Source organism: Paenibacillus castaneae (genome assembly GCF_002884445.1).
Lineage (GTDB): Bacteria > Bacillota > Bacilli > Paenibacillales > Paenibacillaceae > Pristimantibacillus > Pristimantibacillus castaneae.
The window spans coordinates 5,053,876-5,079,129 of record NZ_KZ614144.1 but is presented as its reverse complement, the minus strand read 5'-3'; the positions used below and the strand labels follow the sequence as shown (position 1 = coordinate 5,079,129).

28 protein-coding genes and 1 pseudogene are annotated in these 25,254 nt (G+C 46.6%); 20 read left to right on the top strand and 9 right to left on the bottom strand.

The genetic code is table 11. The features are described 5' to 3' along the window. Positions 1–66: 66 nt before the first annotated feature. Complete coding sequence (locus tag CEF13_RS22785; RefSeq protein WP_102714302.1) at positions 67–336, bottom strand: hypothetical protein; 270 nt, start codon at positions 334–336, stop codon at positions 67–69. Between the two features lie 209 nt (positions 337–545). On the opposite strand from CEF13_RS22785, the gene CEF13_RS22780 reads away from it, so the two are divergent. Then, entirely contained in the window at positions 546–1,562 is a 1,017-nt protein-coding gene (locus CEF13_RS22780) for an HD-GYP domain-containing protein (protein ID WP_102714299.1), read from the top strand. A gap of 94 nt (positions 1,563–1,656) precedes the next feature. On the opposite strand, the gene CEF13_RS29360 is transcribed toward CEF13_RS22780, so the two are convergent. From CEF13_RS29360 to CEF13_RS22770, 3 genes and pseudogenes are all read right to left on the bottom strand, one after another. Continuing rightward, entirely contained in the window at positions 1,657–1,857 is a 201-nt protein-coding gene (locus tag CEF13_RS29360) for a YiaA/YiaB family inner membrane protein (RefSeq protein WP_243864417.1), read from the bottom strand. Between the two features lie 60 nt (positions 1,858–1,917). Continuing rightward, positions 1,918–2,157, bottom strand: a pseudogene (locus tag CEF13_RS29595) (YiaA/YiaB family inner membrane protein); the annotation flags it as partial. A 280-nt stretch (positions 2,158–2,437) separates the two neighbouring features. Next, on the bottom strand, positions 2,438–2,653 hold the full coding sequence (locus CEF13_RS22770; RefSeq protein WP_102714297.1) for a hypothetical protein: 216 nt from the start codon (positions 2,651–2,653) through the stop codon (positions 2,438–2,440). 218 nt (positions 2,654–2,871) lie between these two features. Between CEF13_RS22770 and CEF13_RS22765 the strand changes: the two genes are divergently transcribed. Both CEF13_RS22765 and yunB read left to right on the top strand, forming a co-directional pair. Beyond that, positions 2,872–3,759 carry a sugar phosphate isomerase/epimerase family protein gene (locus tag CEF13_RS22765; RefSeq protein WP_102714295.1) on the top strand — a complete coding sequence of 296 codons (888 nt, stop codon included), beginning with the start codon at positions 2,872–2,874 and terminating at the stop codon, positions 3,757–3,759. A 199-nt stretch (positions 3,760–3,958) separates the two neighbouring features. Continuing rightward, on the top strand, positions 3,959–5,122 hold the full coding sequence (yunB, locus tag CEF13_RS22760) for a sporulation protein YunB (protein ID WP_243864392.1): 1,164 nt from the start codon (positions 3,959–3,961) through the stop codon (positions 5,120–5,122). Positions 5,123–5,186: 64 nt separating this feature from the next. Here the strand turns inward: yunB and CEF13_RS22755 are convergent, their stop codons facing one another. Then, complete coding sequence (locus CEF13_RS22755) at positions 5,187–6,239, bottom strand: M23 family metallopeptidase (protein ID WP_102714293.1); 1,053 nt, start codon at positions 6,237–6,239, stop codon at positions 5,187–5,189. A gap of 282 nt (positions 6,240–6,521) precedes the next feature. On the opposite strand from CEF13_RS22755, the gene lipA reads away from it, so the two are divergent. Together lipA and CEF13_RS22745 are read left to right on the top strand one after the other, a co-directional pair. Next, a complete protein-coding gene (lipA, locus tag CEF13_RS22750; RefSeq protein ID WP_102714291.1) occupies positions 6,522–7,466 on the top strand; it encodes a lipoyl synthase in 945 nt (314 codons plus the stop codon). 26 nt (positions 7,467–7,492) lie between these two features. Continuing rightward, positions 7,493–8,236 (top strand): YutD family protein, encoded by a 744-nt coding sequence (locus CEF13_RS22745; RefSeq protein ID WP_243864391.1) that lies wholly within the window; start codon positions 7,493–7,495, stop codon positions 8,234–8,236. 23 nt (positions 8,237–8,259) lie between these two features. On the opposite strand, the gene CEF13_RS22740 is transcribed toward CEF13_RS22745, so the two are convergent. Together CEF13_RS22740 and ylbJ are read right to left on the bottom strand one after the other, a co-directional pair. Then, entirely contained in the window at positions 8,260–9,057 is a 798-nt protein-coding gene (locus CEF13_RS22740) for an NAD kinase (RefSeq protein ID WP_102714289.1), read from the bottom strand. Between the two features lie 99 nt (positions 9,058–9,156). Continuing rightward, a complete protein-coding gene (gene ylbJ / locus CEF13_RS22735) occupies positions 9,157–10,233 on the bottom strand; it encodes a sporulation integral membrane protein YlbJ (protein WP_102714287.1) in 1,077 nt (358 codons plus the stop codon). A gap of 421 nt (positions 10,234–10,654) precedes the next feature. Between ylbJ and CEF13_RS22730 the strand changes: the two genes are divergently transcribed. Both CEF13_RS22730 and CEF13_RS22725 read left to right on the top strand, forming a co-directional pair. Beyond that, on the top strand, positions 10,655–11,047 hold the full coding sequence (locus tag CEF13_RS22730; protein WP_102714285.1) for a globin domain-containing protein: 393 nt from the start codon (positions 10,655–10,657) through the stop codon (positions 11,045–11,047). A gap of 5 nt (positions 11,048–11,052) precedes the next feature. Further along, entirely contained in the window at positions 11,053–11,793 is a 741-nt protein-coding gene (locus CEF13_RS22725) for a DUF2225 domain-containing protein (RefSeq protein ID WP_102714283.1), read from the top strand. Here the strand turns inward: CEF13_RS22725 and CEF13_RS22720 are convergent. Together CEF13_RS22720 and CEF13_RS22715 are read right to left on the bottom strand one after the other, a co-directional pair. Then, positions 11,790–12,032 (bottom strand): hypothetical protein, encoded by a 243-nt coding sequence (locus CEF13_RS22720; protein ID WP_102714281.1) that lies wholly within the window; start codon positions 12,030–12,032, stop codon positions 11,790–11,792. The two genes, CEF13_RS22725 and CEF13_RS22720, sit on opposite strands and share 4 nt — an antisense overlap. Beyond that, positions 12,029–12,199 (bottom strand): YycC family protein, encoded by a 171-nt coding sequence (locus CEF13_RS22715; RefSeq protein ID WP_102714279.1) that lies wholly within the window; start codon positions 12,197–12,199, stop codon positions 12,029–12,031. Before CEF13_RS22715 ends, CEF13_RS22720 begins: the two co-directional genes overlap by 4 nt. Before the next feature lie 119 nt (positions 12,200–12,318). On the opposite strand from CEF13_RS22715, the gene CEF13_RS22710 reads away from it, so the two are divergent. From CEF13_RS22710 to CEF13_RS22650, 13 genes are all read left to right on the top strand, one after another. Then, positions 12,319–14,103: a M3 family oligoendopeptidase gene (locus CEF13_RS22710; RefSeq protein ID WP_102714277.1), complete on the top strand. Its 1,785-nt coding sequence runs from the start codon at positions 12,319–12,321 to the stop codon at positions 14,101–14,103. A gap of 153 nt (positions 14,104–14,256) precedes the next feature. After that, positions 14,257–14,943: a CBS domain-containing protein gene (locus tag CEF13_RS22705; RefSeq protein WP_102716512.1), complete on the top strand. Its 687-nt coding sequence runs from the start codon at positions 14,257–14,259 to the stop codon at positions 14,941–14,943. Beyond that, on the top strand, positions 14,940–15,740 hold the full coding sequence (locus CEF13_RS22700) for a pyruvate, water dikinase regulatory protein (protein ID WP_102714275.1): 801 nt from the start codon (positions 14,940–14,942) through the stop codon (positions 15,738–15,740). Before CEF13_RS22705 ends, CEF13_RS22700 begins: the two co-directional genes overlap by 4 nt. Positions 15,741–15,775: 35 nt before the next feature. Next, the gene (gene ndk, locus CEF13_RS22695) at positions 15,776–16,174 is read left to right on the top strand and encodes a nucleoside-diphosphate kinase (protein WP_102714273.1); all 399 of its coding nucleotides are present in this window, start codon (positions 15,776–15,778) and stop codon (positions 16,172–16,174) included. A gap of 139 nt (positions 16,175–16,313) precedes the next feature. Beyond that, on the top strand, positions 16,314–17,492 hold the full coding sequence (locus CEF13_RS22690) for a P-loop NTPase family protein (RefSeq protein WP_146022752.1): 1,179 nt from the start codon (positions 16,314–16,316) through the stop codon (positions 17,490–17,492). After that, complete coding sequence (locus tag CEF13_RS22685; RefSeq protein WP_243864415.1) at positions 17,482–18,720, top strand: TadA family conjugal transfer-associated ATPase; 1,239 nt, start codon at positions 17,482–17,484, stop codon at positions 18,718–18,720. The genes CEF13_RS22690 and CEF13_RS22685 overlap by 11 nt, the downstream gene beginning before the upstream one ends. Continuing rightward, the gene (locus tag CEF13_RS22680) at positions 18,717–19,580 is read left to right on the top strand and encodes a type II secretion system F family protein (RefSeq protein WP_102714269.1); all 864 of its coding nucleotides are present in this window, start codon (positions 18,717–18,719) and stop codon (positions 19,578–19,580) included. Before CEF13_RS22685 ends, CEF13_RS22680 begins: the two co-directional genes overlap by 4 nt. A gap of 18 nt (positions 19,581–19,598) precedes the next feature. Continuing rightward, the gene (locus CEF13_RS22675) at positions 19,599–20,483 is read left to right on the top strand and encodes a type II secretion system F family protein (RefSeq protein ID WP_102714267.1); all 885 of its coding nucleotides are present in this window, start codon (positions 19,599–19,601) and stop codon (positions 20,481–20,483) included. A 25-nt stretch (positions 20,484–20,508) separates the two neighbouring features. Further along, positions 20,509–20,694: a Flp1 family type IVb pilin gene (locus tag CEF13_RS22670; protein ID WP_102714265.1), complete on the top strand. Its 186-nt coding sequence runs from the start codon at positions 20,509–20,511 to the stop codon at positions 20,692–20,694. 12 nt (positions 20,695–20,706) lie between these two features. Beyond that, positions 20,707–21,426, top strand: a complete 720-nt coding sequence (locus CEF13_RS22665; RefSeq protein WP_166742762.1) for a TadE/TadG family type IV pilus assembly protein — start codon at positions 20,707–20,709, stop codon at positions 21,424–21,426. A 50-nt stretch (positions 21,427–21,476) separates the two neighbouring features. Next, entirely contained in the window at positions 21,477–23,741 is a 2,265-nt protein-coding gene (locus CEF13_RS22660; RefSeq protein ID WP_102714261.1) for a hypothetical protein, read from the top strand. Beyond that, positions 23,707–24,675, top strand: coding sequence for a TadE/TadG family type IV pilus assembly protein (locus tag CEF13_RS22655; RefSeq protein ID WP_146022751.1), 969 nt, complete (start codon positions 23,707–23,709; stop codon positions 24,673–24,675). Before CEF13_RS22660 ends, CEF13_RS22655 begins: the two co-directional genes overlap by 35 nt. A 41-nt stretch (positions 24,676–24,716) precedes the next feature. Then, positions 24,717–25,229 carry a prepilin peptidase gene (locus CEF13_RS22650; protein ID WP_102714257.1) on the top strand — a complete coding sequence of 171 codons (513 nt, stop codon included), beginning with the start codon at positions 24,717–24,719 and terminating at the stop codon, positions 25,227–25,229. The last annotated feature ends 25 nt before the right edge of the window (positions 25,230–25,254 follow it).

The window sequence follows — 25,254 nt, the reverse complement described above, 5'->3', positions numbered from 1 at the left end:
ATACCCGTAATTGTTTAGACTATAAGATAAAGTTATGATGCTATCTTTGCTAGCTAACCTTATATGTTAGGACAGCAAATGACCTATCACCAGAACCCAAACCTCGACAAATAAAAGAAGCAAACAGCCTAGAATGGAAGCAATTGACCGTGTTATGGTTCTCCAAGTCTTCACGCCACCAAGCCCCATTATACTGAAAACAAATACAAGGGCAGCCGCAGCCATGATGATATAATGCGGATTAACCATCTTAATGGATGTAATCGATACAATTAAGAAGGCTACCCAGCAGAGCAGCATGCACAAAAACGACCAAAGATTAATTAATTTTTTCATTAAGGCCTCCGAGTAAGAACTACTTAATCGTAACACCCCTCTTCGAATAATCAGATGGGCATACTTCTACTACTTTTGCTTTTATTATTACATATACAGATCGATTTTATCCTTTATTAAGCTAACTTTTTTATATATGTTAGAGATCACAATTTCGTATATTTATGGTAAACTAAGCCAATGGACCACTGAGAGTGAGGAGTGTAGCATTGGAACACTTAATCGGGAAGCAAATTAAGCATGATGTATTAAATGTATATGGTGTTACGATTGTACCTGCTAACTCTATTATTACTCGTGAAACGCTGCAACTTATGTCGAATCATCGAGTGGACTTTAATGCTTTAGTCCTATTAACTGAACAGAAAGATACGACTCGAACACGTTTGCAAACACATGAGCTTGTCGGACAAACAGTCGCCTTGTCCAAGGAACTATTTGAATCCATAGCCGTTTCTCGTAAAGTGCCTTTAATGGAGATTCGGAATGAAGTTTTGCCTGCTATTCTGGAGTTGTCCAAAAATCCAGATATTTTTGAATTGTTTGAAGCCGTGCGTGCTAAGGATGATTACGTCTACCAGCACAATGTAGGAGTCGGAGTTATCTCAACACTCATCGGAAGATGGATACAATTAGACGAAGCTGAGTTGCTAATCTTGTCTCTTGCCGCTACGCTGCATGATGTCGGGAAAGTAAAGCTTCCGCTTGAAGTACTGAATAAGCCGGGGAAACTAACCGAGGTCGAATTTCAGCTAATTAAGAAGCATACGATTTATGGCTACGAGCTGCTGAAAGGAACGACAGGATTAAGCCAAAGAATAGCCAGAGTTGCTTTGCAGCATCACGAGCGCGAGGACGGCAACGGCTACCCATTGGGATTGAAGAAGGATAATATAGATCTATTTAGCTCCATTGTGGCAGTTGCTGATATTTTCCATGCGATGTCATCGAATAGGCCGTATCATGAGCCGCTTACCTTTCATGAAATTATTAGTCAGATGAGCGAAGGGAAATTTGGTGCTTTAAACCCGCGGATTATCTCATTATTTATTGAAAATATGATGAAGCGACTGGTCGGAAAGCAAGTCCTCTTAACCGACGGACGCGAAGGCGAGGTTGTTTATATTAACCCGCATAATATCGAAACGCCCCTTATTAAGCTGGCTGATTACTTCCTGGATCTCAGCCTAGAGCGTAATATACAGATCAAAGCTATAATCGCATAACCTTACATATTCCGCAAAATGCTGCTGATCAACATCTGTTGATTAGCAGCATTTTTTATTCACTATGCATGAGGGATGTGCATTTCTGCTTGCTCTAACCTTCAAATTCCTCAGCGGCAGTTATATGCATGCTGTCTTCCTCATTGTCCCGAATCGTCTTCTGCAGGACAAGGCATGCCACGATAAGAAAAGCACCGGCGATAGCATAGTAGCCTTTTACATAGAGCGGCTCTTCCAGCGTGTAAATTCCAATATACTGAGCTAGGATAGCGATAACAAAACCAGCCCAAGCCATGAATGAAAAGGCGGATGTGTTGCGGCTTCTATAGCTTGGATTGTAATCCTTAAGATATTTATCTTCATCGTTGTCACGCGCTACCTTCTGGAGCAGGAATGAGGTGATGATTAAGAGAACGCCTGTTACAGCATAGTAGCCCTGTACGGACATAGGCTGTTTGAGTGTGTATATGCCAATAAATTCGAAGCCGCCTGCGATCAGAAATGCTGCCCACGCCATGAACGTATAAGTTGGAGTATTGCGCCGGCGATAAAAGTTGGCTGATTTGCGAACATGCAAATTTTCTGTTTTTTCCATTTTGGAAAGCCTCCCGAATTGTATTGTTGTTGATGACTTTAGTTTACAGGATATCCCTATAACCGAAAGTACCAACTTATTATGGTACCAGGTACTAGAACTTGCTAAACATAAAAAAGCCCAAAAAGCCCTCAAACGGAATCATTCCTGCTTGAAGAATGATTGATCAGGGAAGATGAGGAATATGCAGTCAGTAAAATCGCTTACAAATTTATGCAGCTTGAATACGGTATCATCCTGTCGCGCGAAAGCGACTAGGATGGTACCGGTTGCCACGGGCTTAACGTTTTCTTAGCTCGAAAAATTCGCATTTTTTTCTTTGGTGATAGGCGATATCACTTACACCTGCTTGGGTGACAACAATGCTATCATCGAATCGCACGACCAGCGAGCTTGAATCGACGATTTGATTGTCTTGAAAAACACGGATGCGAATTTGTTTTTCTAAGACCTCTTCGAAATCATGGTCCGTTTGCAGACGACGGTTTATGGCCATGCGCAGGCTCCTTCCATTATGAGAAATGATATATTTGTAGTCTATCGCAAGTATGCTGGATTGCAAAGTCCCCGATGTCTGCACGGCAGCTTGCAATTGCTGAATAACAATCACAGTCAAATGGGCGCATCATATAGGCAAAGCTGAGCGAAGAGAAGAGGAACTTGTTATGCTACGATTAGGTAAGCGTTATCAACTAATCCTAGATGAGGTGGAGTATGAAATTATCAGTATTCACTGTAATGCTGCCAGATTGTTCGGTTAATCAAACTTTGGAGCTGCTGCGCAATAATGGTTATGACGGCGTTGAGTGGCGGTTTACTCATAATGATCCTGCCAAACAGAGTGAAGCACCTTCGTTTTGGGGAAATAATTACTCGACGATTGAAGCTTCCTCTTCTGAAGATGAGCTGCTTGCTTTGAAGCGTCTTACTGATGATGCAGGCCTCGTCGTACCGAATTTGGCAGCATATATTGGATCAGGGGATCTGGCAGCGACTGAAACGGCTATGCGTGCGGCGAAGCTGCTTGGCGCACCTTCGGTACGTATAGGTGTACCTGGATATGATCGCAGCCGCCATTATGCGGATTTGCTCAAGGAAGCACGCAATTATTTGCATCAGACACAGGAATTGAGCCAAACCTATGGCGTTAAAGGTGCAATTGAGGTCCACCACGGCAATATCGCATCGAGTGCGACACTGGCGCGCCAGCTTGTTGACGGGCTGGATGCGGATCGAATCGGTGTTATTTATGATCCGGGCAATATGGTTCACGAAGGCTTCGAGCAGTACAAGCTGGGGCTTGAGGCGCTTGGTGAGTATTTGGCACATGTCCATGTCAAAAATGCGATATGGAAGCGTACTGCTGCATCGCTGCCCGATAAGGAAACGGCAAGCTCCGATGGCCAAAGTAAGCCCCATGCTCCATTGTGGCAAGCCGCATGGTCGCCGATTTCAGAGGGTATTGTGCATTGGCCGCAAGTTATTGCCGATCTTAAGGCTGTGGGCTATGATGGCTGGCTCAGCTTCGAGGATTTTAGTGCATCGGCACCTTCGGACACACTTCTACGCGAAAACATTGCATACATTCGCTCTTTACTGTAGAACCATTTTAGAGAGGGCTTATTATATCTAGGTTAAATAAGAAAGGCAGGAGAGTGCGGGCTGTATTCAGCCCGCACTCTTTTTATGAGTTTAAGCTTTGTTAAATCTAACCTCTGTCTTCCCTGGAGGGGCCGTCTTCTTTTTTGGCCGAGTTTGGCATAAGAATAGGAGTAGAGGAAGCGGGCAGGAGGGGATTGGTTTGGCAAAATGGGGCAGAAAGGGCTTGCGATTTCGTCCATTTGGCAGCGGGCGGATGAGACTTTTCTCGGGACGTTCATTCTCTAGAGTGAAGACGGTCAGCTGGGGCAGCCGCTCAGGCTCATCGACGACTCGCTCTACTCCGCCGAAGAAGTGGGGGACGGGAACAAGTGCCTCATCCATCAAATGGGGTGCTAGGCCTAGCTCCAGCTCCAGCGGCAAATGGGGAACGAGACGTTCTCTGCTCAGATTCGGCAGCCGCGCTGGAATCGGGAATAGCTCAAGTATGGGCAGCGCTTGGGGAGCGCGTCCTGTAAAGCCAAGATTTCGGCGCCGTACGGTCATTCTCATAACACTTATCATCATGATGCTGTTCTCGATTCAGTCTTTTGTTTATGTTGAAAAGAATTTACGCCCGCCGTTAATGAATGTCGCTAAAATTCGTGTTAAGCAGATGGCAACCCAAGCGATTAATAAAGCCATTACCGAGCAGGTAGCCAATCGAACCAATTCGTCTGATCTCATTGACTGGAAAATGAACAGTGAGGGCAAAATTTCCGGTTTCATGCTGAATTATGCCGAGCATATGAGTATCACCTCGCAAACGATCAATACGGTTCAATCAACTTTAAATGCAATGAAGAATATTCCTGAGCATATACCGATCGGTCATGCATTCAATAGTGCTATTATTTCCTCTTACGGCCCGCGTATACCGGTGAAATTCGAGCCAGTGGGAGTCGCGAAGGTGGATCTTAATACCAGACAAAGCGATGCGGGAATTAATATGATTTTAGTTGAGGTATATATACGCATTATTGCTGAGGTTACGATTATTATTCCATTTGATACCGAGCCTGAAGTCGTTGAAACCGATATACCTATTTCCTACCTTCTCGTCGTAGGCGATGTGCCTATGTACTATTATGATAATACTGGCAAGCCGGTTGGTGAATCGGCGGCGCAAGCGCCGAACATTTCTGTACCGCTTGGACAAGGAAAGGGGGGCGGCGGGGTTTCCTCCAGCACAGAAAACAGCAACGATGCTTCATCTCATGCGGGAACTCAGAATGGCCCAACGGCAGGGGCAACAACCGAGGAAGGGGCAAAATCGAATAATCACAACGGAGCAGAGAATAACACAGGCCATTCAGCGAATAATTGACACACCAAAAACGACTTTATCTCTCCTTGCAGCTGCATGCGGAGGATAAAGTCGTTTTATTCCATCAGTTTCGTGCTCCCAATCGTTTAAGCTCGGCCTGCTCCCATCGTTTGAGCATGGGATACGGATCAAATGACCACTCGAATAAACCGCGGTCGCTATATACGCCATAATGGAGATGAGGCGGAAATTTTCCTTGTGTTCCTGGTTTGCCATAACCTGAGCTGCCCACCCAACCAACGATCTGACCAGGCTTCACGATATCCCCTACATTTACGGTCTTGTCATAGCCGGACAGATGAGCGTAATAGTGGTAAAAGTTATTGAGATCGCGTATACCGATTCTCCATCCGCCGAAGGGATTCCACCCCTTTACCTCAACGACGCCGTAGCAGGTGCTTCGAACCGGCAAGCCATGATTGGCAAAAATGTCTGTCCCCTCATGGGTACGCCTGCCGCCCCAGCTCCGGCCGGTTCCCCATGTGCTTTTATAAGCGTAATTATTGCCGACCGGAACCGGAAAAGCATGCTCGAACAGATCAAGCTTTCCGAACTTGGCATAAATACGTGCAAACTGCTGAACACGCTGCACGGAGCGATTGTTTTGATAATACTGCCACAGCCCGATTGCGATATCATCGTCTGTCGCTCCGTATGCAGAAATTCGATTGACAAGCGAATAAAGCAGGTCTACATCACTTGTTCGCTCTGCTTGCCCATCCCCATCGGCATCACGGCCAATGCCGTCAAAGAAACGAATCGACAAAGGGGAGCTGTCCTGGGCATCGGGATTTAATATCCCTGCCCAACGTTCTTGGTCGATGAATACGCCTACGGTACTCCCAAGAGGGGGCCTGCTCTTTGGTTTTACTTTAGATATCGTTCGTTCATATTGATCAATTGCTGCTATCCAGTACCAAGGAATGTCGGTAAGTACATTTAATTTATTGTATAGTTCAATCCTTAATGCGTATGGGTTCGCTTCTGCTTCCGCTTGCGTTTCTACAGCTGCCGGCAGCTGCTCCGAGCGAATGGAGGCATGTGCCAAGCTGGCGGGCAGAGAAATGAACATGGAAGCAGCGGTTATAGCCGTAACAAGAGGAATTGTCAGTTTCATCGTCTCACCCTTCCGGAAAGCATGACGGTTATAACGTTATGTTTTGCAAACAATTGGTTTTTATACGCCTAGAAAAAGACGATAAAAAACGTTTGAGAATCTCAAAAAAGATCATTTTCGAAAACCGGTCATAAAAAATTACATTTAAATATGCGTAAAGGGGGAAAGTGATAGATAACGATTGTGGACGAATACGTAAGAAAGTGCTATTTTTATTTGAAATCTGTTATAATAATCATAAGTTTAGGACTTATAAATGAACGTGAAAGCAGGTAATGCCGCATGAAACAACAAGAAACACTTAAAAAGCCTGATTGGCTCCGCATAAAACTAGCGACGGACGGTAATTTTGCCGAAATTAAAAATATGATGCGTTCGAAGACACTGCATACGGTTTGTGAAGAAGCGCGTTGTCCCAATATTTATGAATGCTGGTCGAATCGCACCGCTACATTTATGATTTTGGGCGATATTTGCACGCGTGCTTGCCGTTTCTGCGCGGTTAAGACAGGCATGCCCACTGAGCTTGATTTGGATGAGCCGGAACGGGTGGCAGAGGCTGCTGAGCAAATGAACCTGCAGCACTGTGTTGTTACTTCTGTTGCGCGTGATGATCTCAATGATGGTGGCGCTTCGATATTTGCAGCAACTGTTCGAGCGGTTCGGAAACGGATGCCGTTTTGCCGCGTCGAGGTTCTTATTCCGGATTTTCTTGGCAACAAAGATGCCCTTCAAATCGTTATGGATGCTAATCCAGACATATTGAATCATAACGTTGAGACTGTAGAGCGGCTATCAGATCGCGTTCGTGCCAAAGCGAAATACAGCCGTACGATGGAACTGCTAAGACGTGCTAAGGAAATGAAACCAAAAATTCCAACCAAATCGAGTATTATGCTAGGTGTTGGTGAAGAATGGGATGAAATTTTACAAACGATGGATGATTTGCGCGCTAACGATGTTAACATATTGACATTGGGTCAATATTTGCAGCCTTCGCCAAAGCATTTGCCGATCGTACGTTATGTCCACCCGGACGAATTTGCGAAATTGAAAGAAGAAGGGCTGAAACGCGGATTCCGTCACGTAGAATCTGCACCGTTAGTACGCAGCTCTTATCATGCGCATGAGCAAACCGATTCGGCACACGCAGCAATTGCTGCAGATACCGTAGAAGCGGAATATGGCCGTGAGATTTCTTCCGGTGCATGCTCGAGCAGTATCTAGCTGACGCTCAAGATGAGGTGGGGACAATGGCTTTGATTCATATCGGAGGAAAATCATACGAGATTGTTCATGAAAACAGAAACGGCTGGAATCCGGAAGCATTTCGCGATCGATATAGCGAGGTTCTGGAACGTTATGATTATATAATCGGTGATTGGGGCTATAGTCAGCTGCGGCTGAAAGGTTTCTTTCGAGATAATCATCAGAAGGCGACAAAGGAAAGTACTTTTTCTGGTATGTCTGATTATATTAATGAATATTGTAATTTTGGCTGTGCTTATTTCATTCTTGAGAGGACTCAAAGCACGAAGAAGGAACCAGGAGATTATGACTTGGATGCCTATGAGCCTCCAAAACTAGAATCTAATGAGCTTCTTGACGAGGCAGAGGCTGAGAATGCTGAGGGAACTGAGCATGATGAAGAGGATGAGATAGCAAGCGCAGCAGAAGCTGCAGTTGCCCCGGCACAAGAGAGACATGTCCGCAATTACCGGGATAATCGCCATAGAAGCTCAAATCGCAGCAACAATGAGAGCCGTAAAAACGATGAGAGCAGCGACGGTTCAGAGGGTCGTAAGAATGGCGATAATCAGGCCGAGACTAGAACCAATGGTGAGCAGCGAGGCGGGAAGCGCGAGCAGCAGCAGCGGAAGAACTTCCGCGGCAATGATAATCGTGGCAAGAAGCCTTTCAAGCTTGCAGCAAGTGAAACAGCAGCGGCATCTGCCGATTCGGTTCGACCAACCAAAAAAGACACCGAGCGCCCTTAAGGGGACGTTCGGTGTTTTTTTTGCTAATGGACATCGTAGCCGAGAAACGCTTCACGCACTCGAGTCCAGAATGGAAACGGGCGATAACGAGCAAAGCTTACCTTACGGCTGGATACACAGCATTTGATAGAACGAATATCGCTGCGCATAATGCTGACGTGATCGATTGTGAGCTGAATCCGTTGTTCCTTCTTTGAAATAATATCGCAGTGATGATGCTGCGGCAGCAGGACGGATGAGCCTAACGTCCGATACACGCGATTATTGATAGATGCGATTTCGGCAATTTGCAAAGATTCAATGGACGGATGAACGATTGCGCCGCCTAAGCTTTTGTTATATGCGGTGCTACCCGACGGAGTGGAGATCACGATTCCGTCTCCGCGGAACATTTCAAATAGTTCGTCATTAATGTTAATTTGAGCGACCAGCGTACCATCTACACCTTTCAGCGTAAATTCATTCAACGACAAATAATGACGGGATTCGGTCGGCATTTCAAGCTCAATTTGTGCTAATGGGTATCTGACAATTCTAGGCGTTTCTGTTGCCATCATGGCTACGAGCTGCTCCAGCTCATCGGCCTGCCAATCAGCATAAAAGCCTAGATGACCTGTATGAATGCCGACAAATGCGACATTCGTAATTTGGTCGACATACGTATGGAAAGCCTGCAGGAGCGTACCGTCTCCTCCGATGGAAATGACAATTTCCGGAGTCTGGTCATTCCGATTGAAGCCGTGCTCTGCTGCTAAGGCATGGAATTTTTCCGCTAACGACTTGGATAACGAATCTCCTCGATCAATTACCGCATACTTCAAAGATAAATCTCCTTCCGATCTGCATAGTACTCTAAATGATAAAGGAAATTGTTAATTATATCAATGAGTTGAGCGTGCATTCGACAAGGAGAGGATGGATTAAGGCCCAAGCCAGCCCCAAAGAAGGTATACAAGCGCCATGGCAAAAAAGCTGTGCGTCAACCTGGCTAGTACAAATGGACGATATCGCAAATCTGTTCGGCTAAGCAAGCTGGCAATTTGAGCATGCACTGAAAGTCCTCCCCATGAAAGCACCCAGGCCGCTATCGCAGTTTGGTGCATAAGTCCCGTGCCTGCCGTACCTGCCGCTCTCGCTCCAAGCGTCACTTCGAATACCCCGAAAATACTCGCATCAGCAAGCTGCTTTGGCAATCCTATGATTTGAAATAAAAACCGCAGCACCTCAGCCAATGCTTCAACAATGCCCGCATGGCTCAGCATTTCCATAACGACAGAGAAAAAAACGACAAGCCCTCCCACGACGATCATAAGCTTGAGAGCAGATCTGACGGAGTCTTGAAGCAAGGCTCCTAGACCACGCCCGTCAAGCAGCCTTGCTTGGTGCATCGCTCTGAGGGCTTCGGCCATACGGGAGGGGCGATACTTATGTCTTCCTTCACTCTTCGTGATTCGGTTCTCACCAGCAGATGAAGGGGCATGGCGATCGTGGAAGCGCATCAGGAAACCGATCAGTAGACCGCCGCCGTAATGAGCAGCAGCAAGAATTGGAGCAAGCGCGACATTATGGAAAAACCCGACGGAAACAGCCCCAATTAGAAAAATGGGATCAGACGTCGTCGTAAACGCGACAAGCCGTTCGCCTTCTGCCCGATTGATGAGGCGCTGCTCCCATAGTTGCGCTGTAAGCTTCGCACCAACTGGATATCCTGAAATATAGCCCATTGCCACGACAAAGCCGCCGGTACCCGGAAGCCGAAACAAGGGCCGCATAAAGGGATCAAGAAGCCTCCCGAAAAAATGAACAATACCAAATCCAAGCAGCAATTCAGATATGACGAAAAAGGGGAATAATGCCGGGAATAAAACTTGCCACCAAATGGAGAGTCCGCGTAGTGACGAATGTAAGGCTTCCGTAGGATAGACGGTCATTAACAGCACAATGAATATTGCACCAAGCGCGGTTATCGATAATGGATGGACGAATGAGCGCAGCAGGACGGCCGCCTCCTTATTCTTTTATAGGAAATGCATATGGCAAACAGAACGGTCGTACAACCCCTCCTACACATATATGTCAGAAATGGGACATCCATCACTTGTATAAGGTAAAAAAACATTTTTTCACGAAAGAAAACGTTTACAAAACGCTGGATTCCTAGATTATTTATGGTACAATAGATTTACCTTTTAAATGGTTGGAGTGATGAACATGAGTATAATCGCTGGCATTCTTGTCTGCGCATTCGTCTATGTCATTCGAGAATCTCTTACGGCACCGGGTGAAGAGGATTATGAAGGTTAGTGGGAATTACGTTCTAATTGATGAGCCCGCAATGCAGATGCGGGCTTTTTTTTATCTATTTGCATTTTAATTTTATGATATAATACAAATGACCTACACATGGAGATGAATTTGATGACAAGTAGTAAAATTAGCCTTTATGAAGCTATCGGCGGACCTGAGACTTTAAGACTAATTGTGGAAGCTTTTTATCCAAAGGTACAAGCCCATCCGTTACTAGGGCCTTTATTTCCTGAAGATATTGACCCTGTTATAGACAAGCAATATATGTTTTTAACCCAGTTTTTTGGAGGACCGTCTCTTTACTCAGATGCATTTGGGCATCCGATGATGCGTGCACGGCATCTCCCTTTCCCTATAACGCCCGAGCGAGCGGAAGCATGGCTCGGATGTATGCGCAGAGCACTGCAAGACGTTGGTATCGAAGAGGATCTGCAAACCATCATAATTGATAGATTATCCGCACCCGCACATCACTTTGTGAACACATCTGAAGAGGAGACGTGATCATTATGGAACCACTTTACCAATCCAAAATGGAATGCATCTGCTGCGAAAATATTTTTATGACCTCGCGTGTTAGACCAAGCTTCAAAAGAGCTTCGAAGACGGATTCGGATTTTTGCGGCTATTATAAAGCAGAGGTCAATCCAGATTACTATGTTGTCCGTGTTTGTCCGGAATGCGGCTTTGCCTCAACGGAGAACGGATTATCGAAGCTAAGCGATCAACAAAAAAAGAATTACATGGATAGTATCGGGTCTCATTGGAAGAACCAGGACTATTGCGGTGAACGGAATGCTCAGCAAGCGATGGCTTGCTATAAGCTAGCCCTGCTGTCTGCTCAGGCGGTTGGGGATAAAGATCGGGTGATTGCAGGTATTCTCCATCATATTGCGTGGCTGAATCGCTATGAATCGAATGGAAATGAGGAAATACGTTTTCTGCGGTTCGCGCTGCAGGCCTACATACGCGTGTATGAAGCGGAGGGTGTTGCGCTTAACAATGCAAAGCTCATGTATCTGATCGGGGAGCTTTATCGCCGAATTGGAGAACCAAATGAAGCTGTACGTTGGTTCTCGCGCGTCGTCAATGATAAGAAAATTGTCGATGCATCCATGATCCGCGCCAGCCGAGAGCAGTGGCAGCTAATCCGGGAAGAGCAGAACGCCAGACCTTCAGACATGTCCAGCGACACTTCTCTAACCGGTGAAGCAGCGGAAACGAAACCGGCTGTTTCTACTATCGCTTAACGGATTTTTTTGCGAAGGATACGGTCAGTCAATAAATAGTCCCGGTCTGCATCGACGATTGTTACTTTATTATGGCAGCAAGGGAACACGCATAATCTCTTTGTGCCCTCTTGAATATCCTTCAGCTCAGATGGTCGAACGGGCAGCAATACATTGTCCGCCTCGCAGAAGGGACAGCTGGTTACATAGAGATCACCCATCAAAATGTCATAAGGCCATGCTTTTTCGAAAGGAATCATGATTTTTCTTCACTATCGGATGAGGCTGGACTGCTGGTTTTGGCAAGCTCTGCAAGCTTCTGAAGCAGGATGTGACGAGGCATATGCATCAAATGCTCGATTGGCACGCCAAGCTGCTCGGATAATTTAATAGCCGTGTCTGCAGATATTTGCAATGGTTGGGACATGGTGAAATTCCTCCAATCTGTTTATAATTAAGTTATACACCGCCGAGAAGGTTTGCGCAAATAAAAACGCGGCCTCATCTCGGCTTTTTTATATTGCAAAGAAGAAAGGATGGAAGCTGATGGAGAAGGGATATCCGCAAAGTTGGGACTTAGACGCTATTTATGAGGGAGGTTCAGGCTCAGCTGCCTTCGCAGAAGAGCTGAGAGGAATCGGAGAGGATATTGCGAAGCTGGACACTAATATAGCCTCTGGTACAGCTTTAGGGGCATCGGAGCTTGGAGAGCTAACGGAGCTGCTGCAAAGCCTGCTTCTGCGTCTGCGCCAATCTGAGTCATTTGTTTCCTGTTTACTAGCCGAGAATGTGAAGGATTCAACTGCCAGTGTGCTCAATGATCGAGTGAAAACGCTTGGAGCTAAGTTTATTGGCGTACTTACTCGTTATGACAATATGCTCCGCGGACTAGATGATGTTTCGTGGACAGAGCTGCTTAAGCATGAGAAGCTTGCTGAGGTTGCATTCAGCCTAAATGAACGCCGCGAGCTGGCTAAGAGAAAGATGGCTCCAGAGCTGGAGGCGCTTGCCGGCGATCTCGCAGTAGACGGGTACCATGGCTGGGGTGATTACTATAACATCATTGTGTCCCGCGCTAAATTTACCGATATCGATAAAGATGGCAAAGAAAAGAAGTTATCAGCTGGCCAGATGCATAATCGTCTATCTGACGGCGACCGCACTATTAGACAGGCTGCATTCAAGGAATGGGAGCGCGAATGGTCCGAGCAGGCCGAGTTATGCGCAGAGACGCTTAATCGGATTTCAGGCTTCCGCTTGAAGCTGTATGAGAAGCGTGGCTGGGCATCCGTACTACAGGAGCCGCTCCAAATGAACCGCATGAGTGAAGCTACGCTGCAAGCGATGTGGACAGCGATAGAAGAAAGCAAAGAGGTGCTCGTTCGCTACTTGGAGCGCAAAGCAAAGCTGCTCGGCGTTGCGAAGCTTGATTGGCATGACGTAGAAGCGCCTATAGGTTCCGCTACGAAGATTATTCCTTATGACGAAGCGGCTGCCTTTATCGTGGAGCAGTTCCGGTCGTTCAGCCCTGAGCTTGCTGAATTTTCTGAAATGGCCTTCCGTGATGGCTGGATCGAGGCGGAGGACCGTGCTGGCAAGCGACCTGGCGGCTTCTGTACCTCGTTTCCCAAGAGCGAGCAAACTCGAATCTTCATGACCTATTCCGGTACGGCTTCGAATATCTCGACGCTGGCTCATGAGCTGGGACATGCTTACCATCAGCACGTCATGAATGATTTGCCTGCTTTATCGCAAGAATATGCGATGAATGTGGCAGAAACAGCATCAACATTTGCAGAGCTCATCGTGTCGGATTGCGCCATGAAGGCTGCGGTTGACCCGGAAGAGAAGCTCGGGCTGCTTGAGGATAAAATTCAGCGTTCGGTTGCTTTTTTTATGAATATCCATGCGCGGTTTTTGTTTGAAACACGTTTCTATGCACGTCGCAAAGAAGGGCTTGTCTCAGTAGCTGAGCTGAATGAGCTTATGGAAGCGGCTCAGCGTGAAGCTTATTGCGATATGCTGGGCGAAGCGCATCCGCATTTCTGGGCTTCTAAGCTGCATTTCTATTTAACGGATGTACCGTTCTACAACTTCCCGTATACATTTGGTTATTTGTTCAGCGCGGGCATCTATGCAAAAGCATCAAAAGCAGGTGCCGACTTTAAACACCAATATGTCGCGCTGCTGCGTGACACAGGACGAATGAGCGTCGAGCAGCTGGCGAAGGAGCATCTAGGTGTAAATTTGGAGGAGACCGATTTCTGGCGAGAAGCGGTAGCTCTGACAGCAGTCGATGTAGAGCAGTTTATTGCGATGACCAATGAATAAGTGTTAGCTATGCCATCGTTTTGTACCGAAACATTTCGGATACGAAACGATGGTTTTTTTAACTCTAGAATGCATTCATCACTCGCATCAATTGTAGGATAAAAATAATTATGATATATTATTTATTGAATAGTGGTAATATATCGATTAATTATGACTCATATAAAAGGGGAGGGGAATAAGATTCAATTATCATCACGGCAATTGGAGCTTCTTGAGCTAGTTGAGAGGCATGCACCGATTACCGGTGAACAATTAGCAGAATTTCTGGGCGTCAGCAGGCCGACACTGCGCTCGGATTTATCGCTTCTCGTTATGCTTGGTTTGCTTGATGCGAAGCCTAAGGTCGGTTATTTTCTCGGTAATACGTATCGTTCCAGCAATGAACCCCTGCAGCAGTTCAACACTTTGAAGGTAAAAGAGGTACAAGGTGTTCCTGTTAATATTCCAGACTCGCTGTCGGTGCATGATGCTGTAATCACATTATTTACGGAAAATGCGGATACGCTGCTTATCGTCAATGATCAGAAGCGCTTTGTTGGTATTGTGACTCCGAAGGATTTGCTCAAAATAACGCTTGGAAACGCAGGGGCTGCGGCTATTCCTGTCAGCATGGTGATGACCCGTTATCCGAATATAGTGACACTTATGCCTGATGATTCTATCATGGATGCGATTCGTAAAATGTCGCTCCATCAGGTTGACTGTCTTCCTGTGATCGTCCCCCGCGAGGAGCATGGGGCAGACCCGGAAGTAGCAGGCTGGGTATCCAAGTCGAACATTATACGTCTGATGGCGGACATTGCAACAGTTGGGGAATTGGGGGAGCCACAGTTATGACACAGCAAACTATTTATGTATGCTCCGATGCCGTAGGTGAAACAGCGGAAGCGGTTGCAAAGGCAACCCTGCGGCAATTTCCATCTGAGCATGTGAAAATTAAACGGTATGGTCATTTGAAGTCCGAAGACGAAATATTGCGCATTGTAGCTGAAGCGGTAAGCACGGGCGGATTTATCAGCTACACGCTTGTCCAGCCAGAGCTTCGTGAGCTGATGAAGGAAGAGGCGCTTAGAGCGGGCGTGCGGGCAGTGGATGTAATGGGTCCTATGATGCAAGCCTATGTGGATACTTTTGGAAGCTTCCCGAAGCGAGAGCCTGGACTATTGCATCTGATGGATGATGCCTACCATCGAAGGATGGATGCGATCGAATTTGCGGTAAAATACGATGATGGCAAGGATGCGCGAGGCCTCATTCAAGCGCAAGTGGTGCTGATTGGTGTATCGCGAACTTCAAAAACGCCGCTTAGCATATTTTTGTCACACAAAGGAATTAAGACAGCTAATCTGCCGCTTATGCCGGAAGTAAAACCGCCTGAAGAATTAAAGTCTGCCCCTGGCAGACTGATTGTTGGTCTGACGATGCAGGCGGAGCATCTGCTTGAAATTCGTACAGAAAGACTAAAAACGCTTGGTCTGCCCGCATCAGCACAATATGCTTCATCAGAGCGTATTCAAGAGGAGCTTGATTACGCTGAAGCGTTCATGAAATCATTGGATTGTCCCGTTATCGATGTAACAAATCGTGCTATTGAAGAAACTGCTGGCATTATTACTGAATGGCTTAACAAATAAATGGCTATACCGATAGAGACAAAGGGGGATTTTACATGGAAAGAACGTTTGTAATGGTCAAGCCTGATGGTTATGCTCGAGGTTTAGTTGGACGTATTGTGACCCGTTTTGAAGAAAAGGGCTTCATACTCTCGGATGCAAGAGTAATTCAATTAACGAGAGAGCATGCGGAGCATCACTATGAGCATTTGCGTGCTAAAGCCTTCTTTGATGAATTGGTTGATTTTATTGTGTCAGGCCCCGTTTTCGCTATGATTTGGGAAGGCAAGGATGCGATCAAAAACGCAAGAGCGCTTATTGGCGCTACTAACCCATCAGAAGCGGCTGCAGGAACGATCCGAGGTGATTTTGCAATCGATGTAGCCAGCAATATCATACATGGAGCGGATTCAGAAGAGAGCGCCGAGCGAGAAATTAAATTATTTTTTAAATAGTTGACGGATCGAACAACCATATGGTAAATTTTATTAAAAGTTAATAATCAAACACGGAAGCACCGTATAAGGCCGCAGCTATCTGCGCCTTCTATGGTGCTTTTTTTGTGTTTTCATTGCGGAGAGGAGGGGATTGCAGTTGATGAAATATCAGCTGGCGCTCGTTGTGAAGGAACAGGAGTATTTAAAGAGGCTGGCTGATTATGTTCGCGATAGTCCGCTCGGGGAGCAGTGGCAGGTAACAGCCTTCACGCATTCAGAGGCGTATAAGCAATATGTCAAACAAGGCTACAAAATCGATTTGCTGGTCGCACAGCCGGAACTGTTAAGCGAGCTTAAGGATATGAATTTAAATATACCAATCGTCGCACTCGTCATGAAGCTGGGTGAAAGCAAGGAGGCATATGAGCTGCACCAATATCAGCCGCTTCCCCTGCTGCTGCAGCGTTTAGCAGAGATTCATGCAAGAGCTGCGGCTCTTCCAGCTCAAATGGCTGCATTATCGGCAACAGCTTCAGCAGTAAAAGTAATCTCCGTCTACTCCGCATCAGGCGGCACAGGAAAAACAGCCTTGGCTTTGCATTTGGTTCACGCAGCAAGCTCTCATCAATATCGAACCTTTTATCTGAACTTGGAGAGATGGAATACGGCTAATGCGTGGCTGGGAAGGCTCCAAAGCAGTGATGGTATAAACTCTACTGAAAGCACCTTAGGAACTGATGGTGAAGGGCTCTCTGAGCTGCTATATGGAATGAAAGCACAGCCTGAGCAATCCGTAAGATGGCTTATGGACAATCGCAAGCGGCATCCGCTGCTGAAGGGGGATTACATTGAGGCCTGCTCGAACTTGGAGGATCGGCTGACGCTAAGTGCGGAGGATGCGCTTGAATTAATAGACATTGTTGCACGTTCTGGTCAATACGATCTCATTGTCGTTGATTTGGATGATGGATTGGATGTGCTGCATACGGCTGTATTTGAGCAATCCGATCAAGTGCTCTGGGTAATAAATGACGATGCATCCGTACGAAACAAGCAAATGCTGGCAATACGATATGGCGAGCAGAAATGGAGTGAAAGGTTCAGCAGACTGAAGCGCAAATTTCTGTTTGTCCGAAATAGATCAGCTATTTCCTCAACAACTGGCGCAGCAGAATGGGATGGATTAGCGCATTCGCCGGTTGTTTTGCCGGAAGTTCCAGAGTGGCGAGGTATTTCCTCTGCGATGCTCCTATCCTCGCCTATATTCCGGGCAGCGGTGGACAAGCTCTTCAAATATATGATGAAGGAAGGAGGAGATAGAGCTGCTGAACGATGAGACGGTGCTTGAGCTCCGCAACAAGGTTCGTTCGAAGATCGATTTTAGCAGCTCCTTATCGGATGACAGCCTTATGCGAATAGCGGAGGGTATTGTATTCGAGTGGTGCGAGCGAAATCCGCTGACGGCGACAGAGAAGGTTAAGCTGGTGCGAAGGCTGTTTCATTCCTTTAGAGGATTGGATATTTTGCAGCCATTAATGGAGGATTCATCAATTAGCGAGATTATGATCAATCACCACGCTGAAATATTTGTCGAACGTAATGGACGAATGTCACTGCTGCCTGTTTCGTTTGAAAGCAGGGAGCGCTTGGAGGATTTGATTCAGACCGTCGTCGCCAGCGTAAATCGCGTCGTGAATGAATCTTCGCCCATTGTGGATGCGCGTCTGAAGGACGGCTCTCGGGTACATGTCGTTTTGCCGCCCGTTGCATTGAAGGGCCCGTGCATGACGATACGGAAATTTCCTGAGCAGCCGCTGGCAATGGAGCAGCTTGTATCGATCGGATCACTCACCTCGGAAGCGGCTGATTTCCTGAAAGAGCTGATTGGCGCTCAGTATAACATCTTTATAAGCGGAGGAACGGGAACGGGCAAAACAACATTTCTGAATGCACTATCTCAGTTTATACCGATAGATGAGCGAATCGTTACGATTGAGGATTCGGCAGAGCTTCAGATTCGCACGCTGCCTAATTTGGTCTCAATGGAAACTCGTAATGCGAATACGGAAGGCAAAGGCGAGATTACAATTCGCGATCTTATTCGAGCGTCGCTTCGGATGAGGCCTAATCGTATTATCGTCGGCGAGGTGCGCGGCGGGGAGGCGCTGGATATGCTTCAAGCACTCAATACAGGCCATTCTGGTTCTATGTCAACCGGCCATAGCAATGGAGCTAAGGACATGGTTGCCCGGCTTGAGACGATGGTGCTCAGCGCTGCCGACCTGCCTGTGCAGGTGATTCGCCAGCAAATTGCTTCGGCTATTGATATTATTATTCATTTATCGAGGTTCCGAGATCGTTCGCGTAAGGTTACAGATATCTCCGAAATCAAAGGAATGGAAGGCGGCGAGGTGCTGCTGAACCCGCTTTTTGTATTTGAGGAGGAGGGCGAAGCAGATGGGAATATAATTGGAGGCCTTAGAGCGACTGGCAACTCTCTAACCCGAACGGACAAGCTGGTTATGGCAGGTAAAGCAGCATGGTCTGGGGTGACGATCGGATGACAGGATCAAGCAAATTGAAGCTAAGGAAGCAATCGGAAATAGGCAAAGTACAGAGATTTCTGGAATGGTGCTGCTGGGAAAATAATGTGGTATTAGCCGATATTCGCGCAGGACGTCTCTTAATGGATTATGGGAAATACCATTTAAGCCGGAATCAGTTTCTTATAACGGCTATCATAGCTGCCACAATCATGTTTGCCGCTGTTTACTTGTTCTATCACTCTTTGATCATTTCATGCGCGGCAGCAATCAGCGGTGTTCTTGCTCCTAGGTTAAGGAGGGATGCACTGCTTCTGAAGCGCAAGGAGAGATTGAAGCTTCAATTTAAAGAAGCGTTATTTTCATTAACCTCATCATTAGCAGCAGGACGATCACTGGAAAATGCTTTTTTAGCTACGCTTGACGATTTGAAACTGCTTTATCCCGACTCCCGAACGGAACTGCTGTGGGAGTTCCAAATTGTGCGCTTTCGTCTTGAAAACGCCGAGCCGCTGGAATATGCGCTTCGCAACTTTGCTGATCGAGCGCATGTCGACGAGATTACACAGTTTGTTGATGCGCTGGCAGCGTGCAAGCGTACTGGCGGAGATTTGCTGGAGGTCATGAAGCGGACGTCGGTCATTATAGGTGAAAAACTAGAAATAGAACAGGAAATTGCCGTTATGATCGCTCAGAAAAGGTTCGAGGGACGAATCATGATGGCAGTACCATTCGTCTTTCTTGCTTTTCTAAGCCTCGCTGCCCCAGATTATATGGCTCCACTATACAAAGGTGCAGGTTATTTATTATTAACAGCAGCGCTGTTTCTGCTGCTTCTATGCTTCTGGATTATGACAAAAATGATGAGCATTCGAATGTAGCAGGGAAGGAGGAGGACAATGGCTGCAGCAATTGCTGCTATGATTTTAACGGCAATTTGGTTATACATTGCAGGAACGAAGGCTCTGCAAATAGCATGGGTTCAGATTTTGGGCAGAAATCGTCAAATGCATAAATCGGATCAGGGGCTGAAGCAGCTCTTCATGATTCAACCATTCAGACAAATGCTTGAAAAGCTGCATGTATTCGATTCACTGCAGCTTACCTTGAACAGCTATCATATGAAGCTTCTCGTATTGAAAGAGAGTGATTGGTCCATCGAGCGAACGAAAGCAGAGGCCGCGGCTTCTATTGGCAGCGGATATGCAGCGCTGACAGGCTGCGCTTGGCTCAGCTTGGTGGGGAAAGAGCCCTTGCTCCTTATAATGGGACTGCTGTTTGGCATATTGCTCGCTCTGCGGCCCATCATGGAAGCGGGACGCAAGGTCGAGGAGCGGAAGCAGCAAATGATTACGGAGCTGCCGAATATGCTAAGCAAGCTTATGCTGCTTGTTGGTGCGGGTGAGACCGTGCAGCTTGCATTGGCACGCTGCTTAGAAGGCAAGGAGCTGGAGCAGCATCCGCTTTATAAAGAATGGGGCGATGCAGTAGCTTCCATTCGCAACGGACATTCCTTCAGCTCCGCATTGGAGAGATTCAACCGACGCTGTGCCGTGCAGGAAGTGTCGATTTTCACGACTGTATTGCTGCTTAATTATCGCCGTGGAGGCGAGCATTTCGTGCTCGCATTGCGAGAGCTGTCTTATACGCTATGGGAGAAACGCAAAGCAATTGCAAGATCAAAGGGCGAGCAAGCATCATCTAAGCTTGTATTCCCTCTAGTAGGTATTTTGCTTGTGCTCATGATTTTAGTAGCATCGCCAGCTGTTTTGCTTATGTCTTAACTATTAATGGAGAGGAAGTTGGACAATGAAAAAACTAGGAAATGCGATACGGTCTTTTTGGAAGCAGGAGGAAGGGCTAGGAACACTGGAAATTATTCTAATTATTGCGGTTGTCATTATTATTGCCCTTTTGTTCAAGGATTGGATCATTGACTTAATTGAGAGATTGATGGGTAAAGCGGATGATGAGGCGGACAAAATTTTTGGCTAGCGGGTGAGAAAAGTGAGCAGGAATACATATAGACAACAGCTCTTGCGATGGCTAAAAAAGGAGCAGGGCAGCTTTACATTGGAGTCCACGCTTGTTTTTCCGCTATTGTTGGCTCTCATTCTGCTCTTTATCATTTTCGGGATGTATATGTATCAGAAGGTCATTCTTTATTATGCAGCATCAACAACGGCTGAGCGTGCTGCCTTTAGTTGGGATAACAGCTTTCGCGCACCGAAGAGCGGCATGCTCAGCGAATCGCAGCATGATGGCTTGTATTGGAGAATGACAGAAGACGAAATGCTAAGCAGCTTGTTTGGCTTGGGGGGCGAAAGTCAGGAACTAACAGTCTCTCTGCCCCTTGAGTCCAATAATGAAAATAATCAATTATCTCTTCGCAAAATGAAGCAGGCTGCCCAGTGGCTGACGCATGCCGGTCTTGTACATGAGGGTCAGATCAGCTATTCACGAGGTTTACTGAAAAGATCGATCGAAGTGAAGCTCAAGCAGCCCCTATCATTAGGAACACTGGAGCAAAGCTGGCTGAAGCGAGAACCTAAAACCGCAGCTGCTGCTTCTATTGTAGATCCTACAGAATTTATCCGCAGCATTGATCTTGTAAGGTATTATTCCTCTAAATTTGCCAAAAAAGAAGGCGGGGCAGCACAAGCCAAGTCTCAAGCAGGAAAGGCTCTTGCGCCTTATCAAGGCGATAATTCAGCTCATAAGCAATAAGCTAAGCTGCGAAACGGGCAGACTTGCAGATACTAGGAGGCGAAGCGATTATGGCCGCGGGAAATCATGACAAAGGAATAAGCATTCAGAGCCTTCGGAGATTATTGCTGCGTGATGATGGGGCAGTAACTGTATTTGCCGTTATTGTATTGTCGTCACTGCTGCTGTTCTTTTCTTTGCTCATTGATTATGCCCGAATTGCAGCTATGCATAAGCTTGCTGATGATGCTGTCCGCTCCAGCGTGCGTTCCGTCCTTTCTGCTTATGACACAGCATTATATGAGAAATATGGGTTGTTTGGCCGCGGGGGGACAGACGGTCAGACGATCTTCGCGGAAGCGATGAAAAGAAACACGGAATTGGAACAAGGTTTAAGGAAACAGACACAGAGAATGGTGCAATTGAAGGTAGAAGCACCTAAGCTTCAATCATCTGCATTTCTTGGCAATCATGATGTATTTGCCAGACAAGTGCTCGAAGAAATGAAGTACAAGGCTCCGATTGATTTTACGCTGGAGCTTGCTGCTAGGTTTGCACCGATGGCTGGAGCAATGAAGGAAGCGACGCTAACTGTCAACTTGCTTGAGAGCATGCGGAAACTGTACGAAAAGCGTGAAGCGCATCTTGCACGGGTGTTACAGCATCAGCAGAAGGCGGCTGCAATAGTAAGCGGAAGCGGTATAGAGGCCATGATTCCGATGAATCCAAATATGGTTCCTATAGGCGTACATTCGATTCTGCTAGTCGCTAATGAATACAAACTTTATGTAGAGCAGGTTACCTATGATCAATCGCTTCCTGGGGGAGGAAAACCGAAGTACACCCATGAGATTGCTACGTATGAGGATAAATCCAGATTGTTAGCTGCGGAGCTGAAGTGGATTAGCGATGAGACGCTGAAAGAGCAGATAAGGCTGCAAGCAGAGGCATTAAAGGAGCTGGAAGCAGCAAGGGTGCTCAATGAGGAAATGAGGCAGCTTGTTGACCAAGCAAGTCAATTAGAAGCGAATGCAGGCTACGATAAAGTGAGCAATAATCCATTGGAAGACTATGACCAGCATGATGTTCCGACAAACGCGGCGTCTGAGCTTGAACAAATCAAAGGGGCAGTTGATGAGCTTATATTGCCTGACAGCTGGTTTACCGTCTATGAAGAAGAACTGGTAGAGCAAGGAAATGTATTTGCGGCTCTCGATGGGGAGGCAGCCGTTTTTCATTCGAGAAGTTCATCTTCGTTGGACAGGCCGCTTAATGCAGCATATGCGGATTCATTGCTTCAAAGCGTTCAGGCTCTAAGAGCTGCTTATAGCCGTTATGAGGTGAATTATATACAACCAGCATCTGTGATCATGAAGCGAGTAGAAGAGCTGGAGAATACAGATGTGAAAAAAAAGCTCAAGCAGCAGGAGAATCAGGCTGGTTCTCTCTGGAAGCAAGCACGCAGCATGCTGCGTGGATTTTCTTCCGTTCCTCAATCGGAGGAGCATACTAAGCCATTCGACGAAGTTAAGAAGCATTTTGAAGCTAATCTGCTTTTTAATCAGCAGTCGAATGAGGCGAAGAAGATAACCGCTTCCGACCAAGCTAAAGATGCCCATGAGGAAGCTGAGCAGTCAACCGAGCTCATGAGCGGCTTGTTTGCAGGAATGGGGGATATGCTGGAGCGAACAAGAGATTCACTCTATTATGGCGAATATGTGGTTCACCATTATACAGCGTTTGCACCGCAAAATCTGCGATCTATGATGAAGGATGGAGAGCTGGAAGAACTATCGAACGCGATATCCTTTCATAATCAAGAAGTAGAATATATCATTTACGGATTTCATAATCCTATCGGAAATATAGCCGCAGCGTATGGCGAATTATTTGCTGTACGCCTTGCCGTTAGGACGATGGAAGGACTTATTGAAAGCAGATCGCTTGGTCATCCACTGCTTATTTTGTCCGCAGCACTTATTTATGGTTTAGAGAAAACAATGGAGGATATGTTGGCATTCACAAACAAAGGGACGGCACCTCTGTCCAAATATGTGAAGGTTGAGCTTTCCTACAATGATTACTTAAGGCTATTTATGCTGATGCATAGCGCGGATGAGAAAGAAAGGCTGGCTCGTATGATTGCGGTCATTGAACAGAACAGCGAAGCGACATTGTCTGCGGTACCGAGCGGGGTAACAGGAGAAGTGCAGGTGTCTGCTGAGCTTTGGTTTGTGCCCGGGCTAATGAAGGTATTAGGCCGATTTGGACTATTGGAAGGAAAGGTTGTCGGCAACCGTTATGAGACGACACAAACCATTGGCTTGTCCTATTGAACATAGACGACAAGCGAATGAACAAGGATCGATTGTAGTAGAGGCTGCTTTAGTTATGCCGTTGATTATTATGGTGCTCCTTGTATTTGTGATGCTGATTCGTCTATGCGCCGTGCAGATGGCCCTTCATTCAGCCGCCTCCCAAACGGTCAGACAAATAGCTGCTCATATTCATCCCGCAGATTTGGCATGGCAGCAGATGAAGTCGAGCAATACGCCGGAAGCGAAGCCGGAAGCTCCGTTATCTCCCTGGAGTGAGGTTGCAGCGGAAGCAGCCGAATGGCTGCCTTTCCCAGCGGGTACGTTAGTGTCTTCCGCGCTGCGGGGGGATTTTCGGCCTCTGCAAAATTTAGCTGCGACAGAATTAGGCAGGTCGGTTGTCGAGCCTTTGATTAGAGAATTTTCCGATGAAGCTATTCTTGATTCAGAACGGATAAGGCTGAAGTGGTTAACGCTCCCGGATTTATATAAGACAAACGAGCCTTATTTGAGCATTTCGGTCGAATATGAGTTTCCGCTAAAGCTTCCCTTTTACGGAAAACCAATTGTACTTATAGAACAGGCGGCAGAGCGAGTATGGATAAGCGATGCACTTCCTGCAAGATATGGGGATAACCATATTTCTGATGCCATTCCATTACAGGTAGTATCCATAGAGCCAACGCCGATTCGGCCAGGCAGGAAAGCTACCGTCATTGTTAAGACGGCGCCAGGCGCTGCAATTTCGCTTGCGGTTACATATAAAAGCGGTTCAAGTAAAGCAAAGCATCTTGGAGAAGCGGTTGCAGATGCAAATGGATATGTACAGTGGACATGGCATGTATCAGGTAATACAACACCTGGCATATGGGAATTTACGGCTTCGGAGTCTGCAAGACAGGATCATTATGTTTCGATGCATTTCGCAGTTGAGAAGATCGGGAGCAGTCCATAAAGAGCATTAGATGCAGTCAGGAAAGGAGATTAGGAATCGGGATGGATGTTATTCAAATAGGAGCAGCGGCCTTATTGCTAGTACTAGCCTTTATTACGGACGTGAAATCGCAAATTATTCCCAATCGTCTAACAGTGAACTTCTTCGCAGCCGCAATCATCTACCATATCATTATTGACGGAATGAGCGGCGCAGCTGCAGCAGCGGCTGGTACAGCCGCCGGGTTCATACCTCTGCTTCTGCTTCATCTTGCGAAGGGAATAGGAGCAGGTGACGTCAAGCTGTTTGGAGCGCTAGGGGCGTGGGTAGGCATGGGGGTCGTACTGGAGCTGATGCTCTATGCTATTTTGTACGCTGGATTAATCGGTGTCTGTCTCGTCATTGCTAATCGATCCTTTGGCAAAAGAGCAGCAGCTGGTTTTATAGCCATGCTTATTCCCGCAGCAAGCTGGAGAAGAAAGCAATGGCTGCAGTGGGCTGAGGCAGGAAAGAAGTTCCCCTTTATGCTGGCTGTTGCTCCTGCTGCTGTTACGGTATGGTCTATGATCAGCTAAAAAGCTAATTGGAAAGGAGAATAGT

Bases quoted from the DNA above. Each gene is read 5' to 3' on its own strand.
- CEF13_RS22785 (WP_102714302.1), bottom strand. From the start codon at position 336: ATGAAAAAATTAATTAATCTTTGGTCGTTTTTGTGCATGCTGCTCTGC.
- CEF13_RS29360 (WP_243864417.1), bottom strand. From the start codon at position 1,857: ATGGCTTGGGCTGGTTTTGTTATCGCTATCCTAGCTCAGTATATTGGA.
- CEF13_RS22770 (WP_102714297.1), bottom strand. From the start codon at position 2,653: ATGGCCATAAACCGTCGTCTGCAAACGGACCATGATTTCGAAGAGGTC.
- CEF13_RS22765 (WP_102714295.1), top strand. From the start codon at position 2,872: ATGAAATTATCAGTATTCACTGTAATGCTGCCAGATTGTTCGGTTAAT.
- CEF13_RS22755 (WP_102714293.1), bottom strand. From the start codon at position 6,239: ATGAAACTGACAATTCCTCTTGTTACGGCTATAACCGCTGCTTCCATG.
- lipA (WP_102714291.1), top strand. From the start codon at position 6,522: ATGAAACAACAAGAAACACTTAAAAAGCCTGATTGGCTCCGCATAAAA.
- CEF13_RS22745 (WP_243864391.1), top strand. From the start codon at position 7,493: ATGGCTTTGATTCATATCGGAGGAAAATCATACGAGATTGTTCATGAA.
- CEF13_RS22730 (WP_102714285.1), top strand. From the start codon at position 10,655: ATGACAAGTAGTAAAATTAGCCTTTATGAAGCTATCGGCGGACCTGAG.
- CEF13_RS22725 (WP_102714283.1), top strand. From the start codon at position 11,053: ATGGAACCACTTTACCAATCCAAAATGGAATGCATCTGCTGCGAAAAT.
- CEF13_RS22720 (WP_102714281.1), bottom strand. From the start codon at position 12,032: ATGATTCCTTTCGAAAAAGCATGGCCTTATGACATTTTGATGGGTGAT.
- CEF13_RS22715 (WP_102714279.1), bottom strand. From the start codon at position 12,199: ATGTCCCAACCATTGCAAATATCTGCAGACACGGCTATTAAATTATCC.
- CEF13_RS22710 (WP_102714277.1), top strand. From the start codon at position 12,319: ATGGAGAAGGGATATCCGCAAAGTTGGGACTTAGACGCTATTTATGAG.
- CEF13_RS22705 (WP_102716512.1), top strand. From the start codon at position 14,257: ATGACTCATATAAAAGGGGAGGGGAATAAGATTCAATTATCATCACGG.
- CEF13_RS22700 (WP_102714275.1), top strand. From the start codon at position 14,940: ATGACACAGCAAACTATTTATGTATGCTCCGATGCCGTAGGTGAAACA.
- ndk (WP_102714273.1), top strand. From the start codon at position 15,776: ATGGAAAGAACGTTTGTAATGGTCAAGCCTGATGGTTATGCTCGAGGT.
- CEF13_RS22680 (WP_102714269.1), top strand. From the start codon at position 18,717: ATGACAGGATCAAGCAAATTGAAGCTAAGGAAGCAATCGGAAATAGGC.
- CEF13_RS22675 (WP_102714267.1), top strand. From the start codon at position 19,599: ATGGCTGCAGCAATTGCTGCTATGATTTTAACGGCAATTTGGTTATAC.
- CEF13_RS22670 (WP_102714265.1), top strand. From the start codon at position 20,509: ATGAAAAAACTAGGAAATGCGATACGGTCTTTTTGGAAGCAGGAGGAA.
- CEF13_RS22660 (WP_102714261.1), top strand. From the start codon at position 21,477: ATGGCCGCGGGAAATCATGACAAAGGAATAAGCATTCAGAGCCTTCGG.
- CEF13_RS22655 (WP_146022751.1), top strand. From the start codon at position 23,707: ATGAGACGACACAAACCATTGGCTTGTCCTATTGAACATAGACGACAA.
- CEF13_RS22650 (WP_102714257.1), top strand. From the start codon at position 24,717: ATGGATGTTATTCAAATAGGAGCAGCGGCCTTATTGCTAGTACTAGCC.